Here is an 11,084-nt window from a genome sequence, read left to right as displayed (position 1 = left end):
ACTTGCCCGACAACCCGCCCACTCCACGCGCCAAGCCCCCACGACATTAGATTCTTTCACCAACGGACAACAGACCACTGACCACTGACCTCCCTATATATCAACCGTCCTCAAAAACTTCGGCGCCCTGCGATGCTTCGTCGACTGCTCAAACGCAAATGCCAACTCAATCAGTTTCGGCTCGCTCCAAGCCTTGCCGAAAAACGAAATCCCCACCGGCAAACCCGCCACCTGGCCCGCTGGCACCGTAATGCTCGGATACCCCGCCACCGCCGGCGGCGTCGTGCTGCCACCCGTGTCCCGATCTCCCCACACCAAATCCGTCAACTGCGTCGGCCCCGTCGTCGGTGCCACAATCGCATCCAGCCGATGCTTCTTCATCACCGCATCAATCCCTTCCTCCCGAGTCAGTCGAAGATTCTTCTCCAACGCATCGCGATACGCCTTCTCCGTCAACGGCCCTTTCGCCTCCGCCTTCAGAAAAAGATCCTGCCCAAAATACGGCATTTCCTTCGCCTTGTTCCGCTCGTTGAACTCGATGATCTCCTTGAGCGAATGCACCGGCGCGTTCGCTCCCCGATTTGCGAGGTAGGCATTCAAATCATTCTTGAACTCGTACAATAACACCTCCGTCTCCGCCTCCCCATACTGCCCATGCGTCGGCAAATCAGCCGGATCAACAATCACAGCGCCCAACGCCTTCATCTCCGCAATCGCCCCCTCCATCAACTTGTCCGCTTCATCCAGGATCCCAAAAAACTTCCGCGCCACCCCAATCCTCGCGCCGCGCAAACCATCACGCTTCAAAAACTGCGTATAATCCGTCTGCACCTTGCCCGCGCTTTCCGCCGTCGCCGCATCACAATTATCCGGCCCCGCCAGACAACCCAGCAAAATCGCCGCATCTGTCACCGTCCGCGCCATCGGCCCCGCCGTATCCTGGCTGTGGGCAATCGGGATAATGCCGCACCGACTGATCAATCCCACCGTCGGCTTGATTCCCACCAGCCCATTGTAGGAAGCCGGCGATAACACCGAACCATCCGTCTCCGTGCCCACCGCCACCGCGCATAAATTCGCCGCCACCGCCACACCCGAACCCGAACTCGATCCCGACGGATTCCGATCCAGCGCATAAGGACACAACGTCAATCCTCCGCGCCCGCTCCAACCACTCGTCGCGTGCGAAGAACGAAAATTCGCCCACTCACTCAAATTCGTTTTCCCCAAAATCACCGCCCCTGCCTCCCGCAGCTTCTGCACCATGAACGCATCCTTCGGCGCAATCGAACCAGCCAGTGCCAGCGACCCCGCCGTCGTCATCATCTTGTCATGGGTATCAATGTTGTCCTTGATGAGCACCGGAATCCCATGCAACGGACCCCGCGGCCCTTTGCTCTTCCGCTCCTTATCCAATGCCGACGCAATCGCCAGCGCCTCCGGATTCAATTCAATCACCGCATTGAGTTTCGGCCCCCGCCGGTCAATCATCTGAATTCGCGTGAGATACTTCTTTGTCAACGACACCGCCGACCACTTCCCCTTCGCCATGCCCGACTGCAACTCCCCAATCATCACCTCATCCAATTCAAAAGACGGCACCCGCTTCCTGTTGACATCACCGGCGCGTGATTCCGAAGCTGCCTGTTGAGCAAAAGAAGATTGGTTCATGACGATTCCACTCCCGATGATGGCCGACCGAATAAAATCGCGACGTTTCATGGCCCGCCCACCATAATCCCATTCCCACCCCCCTGACAATCCATACCGCATCCACGATCCGCGATTCAAATCCCACCGCCAGGCTCGCAGGTAGGGCCGCGGTGTCCCTACCGCGCCGCACTAACACGGCCGACAATTTCCATCTTTCCATCACCCCCACTCGCGTACGCGACCAACGATCCAACCGCGCGCGCCAGCAATCAATAAATCGGTAGGGCGTACCTCTGCGGACGCCCATTATCGGCCCGCGATTTTGATTTATACCATGACACAATCCGCGCACGCGGTCTGGGACTCCGACGCTTTGCGCCAGCAATCGATATGGGGTAAGGATGCACTGCTGCGCGCTCCCTGACCTCCCTTGCGCTCTCATCCCATTCATCGTGCCAATCGCGCAGGCGACCCGCGACTCCAGCCTTAGCGCCAGCCACCAATAAATCGGTAGGGGAGAGACTCCTGTCGAGCTCCAGCCAAGTCCGCGATTTTAATCCTTTCCACGTCGCTATTCGCGCACGCGCCCCGCGACCCAATCCTCCGCGCAAGCAACCAGGTAGGGCCGCGTCACTCCGTGCGCGCCGCTCTGACTCAGCTCAAATTTTAAAACCAATCATTGCCTCGACTCGCGTAGGCGACCTGCGATCCAACTGCTTCAACCGGAGCACTGATTTCCAAATCGGCTTAGCCTGATACTAGCCACCGATTGTGGTAAGTCGGACAAACTCCTCCCATGTGCAACAGTCATGCCGCCCCTCTCATTAACCCCGCCACTTTAGTGCGGGGGGGGCAATACCACCTTCTTATTCACGTAACCGTTTCCAACGGTTTTCCCTCCTTTTTTTCCATTGCCCTCAAAGCCGTCCACCGTAATCATCTCCTCCGGCATAGAACTCAAACCGTAACACCCAAGGATGAACGCCATGAAACCCATCATCATTAAATCTTCGATTTGGCGGCACGTCCTTCTGCTTATCGGCTCCCTCGCTTTCGTTGCCGTCGGCATCATTATCATCCTCTTCAGTCCGGATAAACACTGGGTAGGCTGGATGAGCATCCTCTTCTTCGGCGTCGGCGGTATCCCCATCTTCACTTGGCAACTCCTCGATCGACGCCCCCGCCTCATCATTAACGACGAAGGCATCTTCGACCGCACCCTGCGCATCGGCTGGATTCCATGGGCTGAAATTGAAGGCGCGTACAAAAAGTCCATCGCCAGCCAGGACTTCATCTGCCTCAAACTAAAAAAACCGCAGAAATTTCTGAAAAACGCTTCCGACCTGCAAAAAGCCCTGATAGCTGCCAACCAACAACTCGGTTGCGAACCCATCAACCTCAACCTCTCCGGCATCCACGGCCAAACCGACCAAATTCTCGAACTCATCCTCAAAAAATCCGCCATTACATATCCAAATGGTCCGGCCTGTTCCGAACATCCCCTCTGGTAAACAAAAAATTAAACTCAAAGTTTCAGAGGGCGAGGGGAGCATCGTCTCAAGACACTCAAATTCGATGCTGGCGGTGCCGTCCCTGAGATAAGATATGGCGCTTACGGAATGGTCAATAAAGTGCTGAGCACATTTGAAAAGCCTGTTTAATGAAATCTATTGCCTTATTTCAAAGTGACGCTTTCGATCACTCTTGGCCGTCGGAAAACACCGACCCTAATGCCGTACCTCTTGGGCGAGATGCTGCTGAATACCTTAAAACCAAACTAGCCGAGCAGAATATAGCCGTGCAGAATCCCATCCAAGGCGAAGGTGGGTGGGTAGTGGACGGTGACTTTCAGAAGATTCTTTTCTCGCTATTCGTTCATTGGGCTCCTATCGGAACGCCGCCCACAGATCACTGGGTAATTCAATCTCGGTTAAGACGCGGCTTAATGAAGTCAATTTTCAGCTCCAGCAAATTCCCAGAACAACTCCAACCTCTCATAACAATCTTGAACAACGCGCTCGTGCGAGATTCGCGCATTAACAGCCTGACTTGGATAGATGAGGCTGAGTTTGCAGCCATCTATTAAGCCGCGATGACATCGTTCATATGATGTCAGAAGGCATATTTTACCTGAGCCAACCAGACCTCCACCTCCCCAAATTTGACATCCATTTCAGAACGTGTATTCTGAAACCAGTTAGTTATGGCTGGCAGACCCATCGAATGCGACCGCAAAGAAGCCACCCGGAAGGCGACCCAGCACTTCTGGCGCAAAGGCTATGCGCACACCTCCGTCGCCGACCTCGTCGAAGAGACCGGCCTGAACCGCTTCTGCCTCTACGGCGAGTTCAAAGGCAAAAAGGGATTGTTCCTGAAATCCTGCCAGCTTTACTCCGAATCCTGCCGCGCCAACCTGTTGAAACCTCTCGTGGAAGCCAAAGATCCCGAAACCGGTTTGCGCGAATCGTTCGGCCACGTCATCACCCGGTTACTCGACACTTCCAATCCTAACGGTTGTATGATGATCGACTCGCTCGCTGGCGATGCCGGAAAGGACGCCGACATACGTCGAGCGCTTCAGTGTCATTTTTCCGCCTGGGAATTTGCATTCGCCGAGGTCCTCCACCGCGCCGCAGGAAAATCCGCCAAACCCGCTGGAACCAAAGCGGGCGCGTCAATACTGCTCAATACCATGCTGGGTATGTCCAACTACGCCCGACTTCACCCCCAAAAAGAAAGCCTCGAAGCCATCGCCAACGCTGCCATCAAAACCGCACTGGCCACCGCACGCGGTAAATAAAAGTTTTTTGCTCAATTACAGAACAAACATTCTGATATTCCCGCTAAAATTCCTATAAACAAACCATGCTTCGCAAATCATAAACATGAAAGACACGCCTCCGCTATTCTCACCAGTTCAACTCGGAAGCCTTCAACTGCCCAACCGCATTTTCATGGCACCGCTCACCCGCTGCCGTGCCGCGGCTGGCAACGTCCCCAACGAACTCAACGCTCAATACTATCAACAACGCGCCTCTGCCGGACTCATCATCTCCGAAGCCACTTCCGTCACACCCCGCGGCTTCGGCTATCCCAATACTCCCGGCATCTTCACTGACGCCCAAATCAAAGGCTGGGCCAGGGTCACCGAAGCAGTGCACTCCGCCGGTGGTCGCATTTTCCTTCAACTCTGGCACGTCGGTCGTATTTCCCATCCGTCATTCCAGCCCAACGGCGCTCTGCCCGAAGCCCCTTCCGCAATTAAACCCAAGGGCAAAGTCTTCACCGGCACTGCCATGGAAGATTTCGTCACGCCGCGCGCCTTGGAGTTGTCAGAAATTCCCGGCATCATCGCCGAATACGTTCACGGCGCCAAATCCGCCAAACTCGCCGGCTTCGACGGCGTGGAAATTCACAACGCGAACGGTTATCTCCTCGACCAATTTCTTCGCGATGGCACCAACCATCGCACTGATGAATACGGCGGCTCAGTCCAAAACCGTGCACGGCTTACTCTCGAAGTAACCGAAGCCGTTGTCAGCGTCTGGGGCGCCGACCGTGTCGGCATCCGCTTCTCCCCCGGCGGAGTGTTCAACGACATGCACGACTCAAACCCGCTCGTAACCTTCGGCCATGTGCTCAAGGAACTCACTCCTTTGAAACTCGCCTATGCACACATCACTCAGGTTACCGCCCAGGACATCGCCCACGGCGCAACCGGCGGCGTTGGTCCTCGCGAACTGCGCCCATTCTACCCGGGCAACATCGTCACTGCGGGCGGCTTCACGCACGAGACCGGCAATCAAGCTCTCGCTGAGGGCTGGGCCGATGCCATCGCCTATGGCGTTCCCTTCCTCTCCAATCCCGACCTACCGGAACGCTTTCGCCGCCAGGCCTCCTTGAACCAGCCGGATAACACCACTTTTTACGCCTCCGGTCCCAAAGGCTACACCGATTATCCAACCCTCGCTTAATCCATTTAGTAACGAACTACATAAACAAAAACTGAAAATTAAAAAACTATGAGCACTCAGATAAACGCACCCGACCTCACCCAACGTCCACCGCGCAGCATGCGCGTCCGTCTCGGCGGTTATGCCATCCTTCCACGCATGCTCGACAAATGTCGCGCCACCATCGTCGGCAAAAACGGCGAATTCCATTACAACTGCCCGCTCGACCAGCACGTCATCAACTTCCTCGGCTTCGACCCCGAAGCCTTGAAAACCGAAGTCGCCAAAGGCCTTGGTGACGGTGAAATCCTCGAATGGCTCCAAGCCAACTCGAAACACAAGCGCGCGCCTTGGGAAATCAATCAATGGAGCGATTACCATGATCGCCGCGGCCCCGACAGCGATGCGGAAACACTTGGCTACTTCGCCGAAGCTGTCGCCAAATTCACCAAAACCCGCGAAGACATCCGCACCTGGCCGGATTTGCTGGACCTCGACGATTACGTGACCTTCGGCGGAAAAGCTTAATCAGATCAAAACAACAAGGCGCGGGAATTTCCCGCGCTTCTTTTTTCATTGAATGTATCCCTCCCTTGCCCGCAGCCAAGTTACTTTATCTCCTTTGGTGGTTCTTCGGGCTTACAATACTGGCCTATCATTATGTAATAACACTTTGATTGTCGGCTCCGGCTTGAAGTCTTCGTCAAAATGCATGCTGAGTTTCAGCTTTTTATCTCCACTTTTAAAATAAACTGCGTTGTTCGAGATCAGACTGGATAAGCTGCCCTCAAAGAAACGCACTTTTGCACCAGGTTCGAGTTTTGAATAGTCGCTTTCAGTTGTGAAATATACCGGTTTCTTCGCCGCATTAATCAAATCACAGGATACATGAATTTCGGGCCATCGGTTGGAGTTTTGCCATTCCCACACCAAATGAACAGGATCATCCGACTGAAAAGAGAATGTTGCAACTTTGTTCGTCAAACTCCCTATTTCTCCAACACCTATCCACTCAGAACCTTGTGTCATTGTTCCAATCGCATACATCCATAGCCCGATAATGCAGGCTAAAATAAACAAAAACCCTCCGATCAGGACACCTGGGCTCACAAAGTCAACAATGGCGGAACCACACCTGCCCACCCATTTCAGACCTTTGTACATCTTGAAACTCATTGCTATCTGTCCACGACCGAATTCGCGCGAGTAATCGTAAATAATCCGAATCCGCCAGCCGTTCGATCTTCTCCTTGGGGAAATGCCGGGCTCCTTCCCATCGATGTTTTCATGGCCATGCTTTCGTTTCGCTTATTTGGCAAGTCTATGCCAACTCCGTCCCCGGTCGCAATTACGAACATTCGCGTTGCTTCATAAACTGCTCGAATTACCCTCGTGCCAGTCTCACTGCCCCTTGACGGCTTGCAAGTTCGCCGTGCATTTCGCCCCATTTCGTGGCATTTTTTAATGTATGCCCGACTCCAACAACCCGGCTTCCCTCAACTTCATTCCAGCCACCGTCCCAAACGCCGAACTCCTTCGCACCCTCGTCCACAGATGCTACACCAGCGACCACATCCCCATTAACGATCAACACATCCGCACCGGCCTCGACCAACTCCTTCGCGATTCTTCCCTCGGCCATGCCTGGCTCATTTACCGGGACCAACAACTCGCTGGCTACACCATTCTTACCTTCGGCTTCGACATCGAATTCGGCGGCCGCTACGCTCTGATAACCGATCTGTATATCGAACCCGCGCACCGGCGCCTCGGTCTTGGCCAACAAATCCTGGAGCACCTCCAAACCTTCTGCCGCCGCAACTCCATCCCCTCACTCCAACTTCAGGTTCAACGCGACAACACCCCCGCCCATTCCCTCTACATTAAATTCGGTTTCCAACCCTTCGACCGCATTCCCATGGCCAAACCCATCGATTGCTAATGTTTAAATCTCATCTTGCCAGACGTGTTCGCTGGTTACATCTTTAGCTCCAGAGCCTAACTCTGACCTGATGACCCGCGAAAGCAACTGATGCAAATTTAAGGAATGACCGGAAGTAACACCGCATTCGATTTTCTTTCCAGCGGCGGAGAGATGGCCAGGCGTATTCGTGATTACGATTGGTCCAAACATCCACTCGGTCCGCTGGAACGATGGCCTCAAAGCCTCAAAATTGCCGTCCGTATCATGCTCACCTCCCGTTATCAAATGTGGGTCGGATGGGGGCCGGAATTCTATTTCTTTTGCAATGATGCCTATTTGCCCACGGTCGGCATCAAACACACCTGGGTATTAGGCACGCCTGCAAGCAAAGTCTGGGCGGAAATCTGGCCTGACATCGGCCCGCGTGCGGAATCTGTTGTCAAAACCGGCAATGCCACCTGGGACGAAGGCCTGCTTTTATTTCTGCAACGCAGCGGCTTCACGGAAGAAACCTACCACACCTTTTCCTACAGCCCCTTGCCCGATGATTCCGGAGCCATTGGCGGCCTGCTCTGTGTAGTAACGGAGGAAACCGAACGCACCATCGACCAGCGACGACTCGCCATGCTGCGGGAAATGGCCGCCGACCTGGCTACTGTCAAAACGGAAGGCGAGCTGTTTCGCACGGTTGAACACCGCTTGAAAGCGCGCGCCCTCGATATCCCTTTCGGCCTTGTCTATCTTTATGATGCAGAAGGCAGGCGAGCCTGTTTGGCCTGCAGCAATGGCGTAACTCCGCAGAGTCCCATCGCCCCTGCCGAAATTAGCCTCAGCTCCGCCGACTCCATTTGGCCGGCGCAAAAGGTTTTTGAAACCAACCATCCGGTGTTGGTCGAAAATCTCACCGAACGTTTTCAAAATCTTCCTACCGGTCCATGGAACAAGCCAGCGCGACAAGCCGTGCTCGTTCCAATTACCCAGCCAGCCCGGCAGACACCAGCCGGTTTTCTGGTGGCTGGCATCAATCCCTATCGCCCTTTTGGTTCCGCTTACAGCGGATTTTTGGACCTCCTCGCTGGTCAGATTGCTGCCGCTCTCTCCAACGCCCGCGTCTATGAAGCCGAGCGCCAGCGCGCCGAAGCCCTGGCTGAAATCGATCGCGCCAAAACCACTTTCTTCAGCAACGTCAGCCATGAGTTCCGCACTCCTTTGACGTTGTTGCTTGGGCCAGTGGAAGACCTCCTCAACCAGGCTGCCGGCAAGCTCGATGCAGATGAGCAGGAAGAACTCAAAACGATTCATCGCAACGGTCTCCGCCTCCTCAAACTTGTTAACAGCCTGCTCGATTTTTCCCGTATCGAAGCCGGACGCATCCAGGCCGCTTATCAGGAAATAGATTTGGCAGGCTACACCGCGGAACTCGCCAGCGTGTTTCGTTCCGCCATTGAGAAGGCCGGATTGAAATTCACAGTCGATTGCCCTCCACTGGCTGAACCCATCTTTGTAGATCGGGACATGTGGGAAAAGATCGTGCTGAACCTGATCTCCAATGCCTTCAAATTCACACTCCAGGGAGAAATTGAAGTCAGGCTGCGGCAGGTTGGAAAAAATGCCGAACTCACCGTCCGCGATACCGGCGCAGGCATTCCTGCCGAGCAGGTAAACCGCGTGTTTGAACGCTTTCATCGCGTTGAAGGCACCCAAGGCCGCACCCACGAAGGCACGGGCATCGGCCTGGCTTTGGTTCATGAATTGGTCAAACTGCATGGTGGCCGCGTCAGCGTGAGCAGCGAGTTGGGGCAGGGGAGCACGTTCACGGTCTCGCTTCCTTTCGGCCAGGATCATCTGCCCCAAACCCAGGTAAGCTCAGGCCGACAAGTCGCTTTTACGAATCTCGGACCTTCACCTTATGTGACAGAAGCCGCTCGTTGGTTGCCAGATGGTGAGGAAGGACGTCTCACCGACAAAAATATAAATACCCTTTCCAACCTCGCCACCACGACTGAAACCGGCAGCGATCCAGCCGAAGTCCCTGCTTCCCCGGCCGCTCGTGCCCGCATTCTGCTGGCCGATGACAACGCCGACATGCGCGACTATGTCATGCGCCTTTTAAAGGGCAGTTACCGGGTGGAAGCGGTTGCCGATGGCGAAGCTGCATTAAAGGCGGCGCTGAAACACCCTCCCGACTTGATCTTGAGTGACATAATGATGCCCAGGTTGGACGGCTTCGGCTTGCTGCGGGAAGTAAGGAATAATCCCTCCACCCGTTTGATTCCTGTGATCCTGCTTTCCGCCCGGGCGGGCGAAGAGTCCCGCGTGGAAGGATTGGGGCATGGGGCCGATGATTATCTGACCAAGCCATTCAGCGCCCACGAACTGCTCGCCCGTGTGCGCTCTCATTTGAGAATGGCGCGGTTGCGGCAGGAAGCAGCGGACGTGATCCAGGCTCGTGAACACGAACTCTCCCTCATTTATAATAATACTTCCGATGTGATTTTTTACATCGGAGTTGAGCCGGACCAACGCTTTCGCTTCCTCTCCGTCAACCCCAGCTTTCTTGCGACGACCGGTCTTTCCGAGAACCAGGTGACTGGCAAGCTGGTTAACGAAGTCATTCCCGAACCTTCCTGTTCCATGGTTCTCGGTCATTACAAACAGGCAATCCAGGAGCGAAAAACGATTCGCTGGGAGGAAACCTCCAATTATCCCTCGGGCAAAAAAGTGGGGATGGTTTCGATCACCCCAATATTTAATCCTGACGGAGTCTGCATTAATCTGATCGGCACGGTTCACGACATCACCGAACGCAAGCAGATCGAAGAAAAACTGGAGCGACTGGTGGTCGAGCGAACGGCAAAATTGCGGGACACCATTGGTGAACTTGAGGCTTTTTCCTACAGCATTTCCCATGATTTGCGCGCTCCCCTGCGTTCCATGCAAGGATTTGCCGAAGTGCTCAAGGAGGATTGTCGTGACCAGATCGGACCAGAGGGACAACTCTATTTAAACAAAATATCTGATTCCGCCAGGCGCATGGATCGTTTAATTCAGGACGTGCTGACCTTCAGCAAAATGGCGCGAACGGAGCTTATCCTTGAACCCATAAACACGGAAAAATTGTTGCAGACAATTTTGGATTCCTATCCCAGTTTCCAGCCGCCTTTTTCTCAGATTGCAATTAAAGCCCGGTTACCGCTGGTGCTCGGTAACGAGGCCGCCCTGACCCAGTGCATTTCCAATCTCATTGGCAACGCCATCAAATTCGTTCAGCCCGGCACGGTGCCACAAATCTCTGTCTGGGCCGAGGAGCAGGATGGCTACGTTCGACTGTTCTTCAAAGACAACGGCATCGGCATTCCGAAAATTTCGCAGGAGAGAATTTTCGGCATTTTTCAGCGAATCAGCACAGGCTATGAGGGGACCGGCATTGGCCTCGCTATCGTGAAAAAAGCTGTGGAACGCATGGGAGGAAAAGTCGGGTTGTACTCCGAGGAGGGCAGGGGAAGCACCTTCTGGCTGGAGTTAAAGCAGGTGAAAACTTGATTGCTGGCTGG

General features: G+C 54.4%; 9 protein-coding genes. 7 read left to right on the top strand and 2 right to left on the bottom strand.

Translation table 11 applies throughout. The features are described 5' to 3' along the window. Window positions 1-93: 93 nt before the first annotated feature. Complete coding sequence (locus CFLAV_RS18725) at window positions 94-1,722, bottom strand: amidase (RefSeq protein ID WP_040549412.1); 1,629 nt, start codon at window positions 1,720-1,722, stop codon at window positions 94-96. Window positions 1,723-2,639: 917 nt separating this feature from the next. On the opposite strand from CFLAV_RS18725, the gene CFLAV_RS18720 reads away from it, so the two are divergent. From CFLAV_RS18720 to CFLAV_RS18700, 5 genes are all read left to right on the top strand, one after another. Continuing rightward, complete coding sequence (locus CFLAV_RS18720; protein WP_007416365.1) at window positions 2,640-3,164, top strand: STM3941 family protein; 525 nt, start codon at window positions 2,640-2,642, stop codon at window positions 3,162-3,164. 149 nt (window positions 3,165-3,313) lie between these two features. Further along, window positions 3,314-3,739, top strand: a complete 426-nt coding sequence (locus CFLAV_RS18715; RefSeq protein WP_007416364.1) for a hypothetical protein — start codon at window positions 3,314-3,316, stop codon at window positions 3,737-3,739. A gap of 117 nt (window positions 3,740-3,856) precedes the next feature. After that, the gene (locus CFLAV_RS32685; RefSeq protein WP_007416363.1) at window positions 3,857-4,453 is read left to right on the top strand and encodes a TetR/AcrR family transcriptional regulator; all 597 of its coding nucleotides are present in this window, start codon (window positions 3,857-3,859) and stop codon (window positions 4,451-4,453) included. A gap of 85 nt (window positions 4,454-4,538) precedes the next feature. Beyond that, a complete protein-coding gene (locus CFLAV_RS18705; protein WP_007416362.1) occupies window positions 4,539-5,627 on the top strand; it encodes an alkene reductase in 1,089 nt (362 codons plus the stop codon). Between the two features lie 48 nt (window positions 5,628-5,675). Beyond that, a complete protein-coding gene (locus CFLAV_RS18700) occupies window positions 5,676-6,134 on the top strand; it encodes a DUF5069 domain-containing protein (RefSeq protein ID WP_007416361.1) in 459 nt (152 codons plus the stop codon). A gap of 111 nt (window positions 6,135-6,245) precedes the next feature. Here the strand turns inward: CFLAV_RS18700 and CFLAV_RS18695 are convergent, their stop codons facing one another. Then, window positions 6,246-6,782: a hypothetical protein gene (locus tag CFLAV_RS18695; protein ID WP_007416360.1), complete on the bottom strand. Its 537-nt coding sequence runs from the start codon at window positions 6,780-6,782 to the stop codon at window positions 6,246-6,248. A 292-nt stretch (window positions 6,783-7,074) separates the two neighbouring features. Between CFLAV_RS18695 and CFLAV_RS18685 the strand changes: the two genes are divergently transcribed. Further along, window positions 7,075-7,548, top strand: coding sequence for a GNAT family N-acetyltransferase (locus CFLAV_RS18685; protein WP_007416359.1), 474 nt, complete (start codon window positions 7,075-7,077; stop codon window positions 7,546-7,548). 105 nt (window positions 7,549-7,653) lie between these two features. After that, a complete protein-coding gene (locus CFLAV_RS18680) occupies window positions 7,654-11,073 on the top strand; it encodes an ATP-binding protein (RefSeq protein ID WP_007416358.1) in 3,420 nt (1,139 codons plus the stop codon). The last annotated feature ends 11 nt before the right edge of the window (window positions 11,074-11,084 follow it).

The organism is Pedosphaera parvula Ellin514 (assembly GCF_000172555.1).
Lineage (GTDB): Bacteria > Verrucomicrobiota > Verrucomicrobiia > Limisphaerales > Pedosphaeraceae > Pedosphaera.
The sequence above is the reverse complement of the archived record's forward strand: the minus strand, read 5'-3'. Positions and strand labels throughout refer to the sequence as shown.

Excerpts from the sequence above, each read along its gene's own strand:
- CFLAV_RS18725 (WP_040549412.1), bottom strand. The coding sequence starts at position 1,722 with ATGAAACGTCGCGATTTTATTCGGTCGGCCATCATCGGGAGTGGAATC.
- CFLAV_RS18720 (WP_007416365.1), top strand. The coding sequence starts at position 2,640 with ATGAAACCCATCATCATTAAATCTTCGATTTGGCGGCACGTCCTTCTG.
- CFLAV_RS18715 (WP_007416364.1), top strand. The coding sequence starts at position 3,314 with ATGAAATCTATTGCCTTATTTCAAAGTGACGCTTTCGATCACTCTTGG.
- CFLAV_RS32685 (WP_007416363.1), top strand. The coding sequence starts at position 3,857 with ATGGCTGGCAGACCCATCGAATGCGACCGCAAAGAAGCCACCCGGAAG.
- CFLAV_RS18705 (WP_007416362.1), top strand. The coding sequence starts at position 4,539 with ATGAAAGACACGCCTCCGCTATTCTCACCAGTTCAACTCGGAAGCCTT.
- CFLAV_RS18700 (WP_007416361.1), top strand. The coding sequence starts at position 5,676 with ATGAGCACTCAGATAAACGCACCCGACCTCACCCAACGTCCACCGCGC.
- CFLAV_RS18695 (WP_007416360.1), bottom strand. The coding sequence starts at position 6,782 with ATGAGTTTCAAGATGTACAAAGGTCTGAAATGGGTGGGCAGGTGTGGT.
- CFLAV_RS18685 (WP_007416359.1), top strand. The coding sequence starts at position 7,075 with ATGCCCGACTCCAACAACCCGGCTTCCCTCAACTTCATTCCAGCCACC.
- CFLAV_RS18680 (WP_007416358.1), top strand. The coding sequence starts at position 7,654 with ATGACCGGAAGTAACACCGCATTCGATTTTCTTTCCAGCGGCGGAGAG.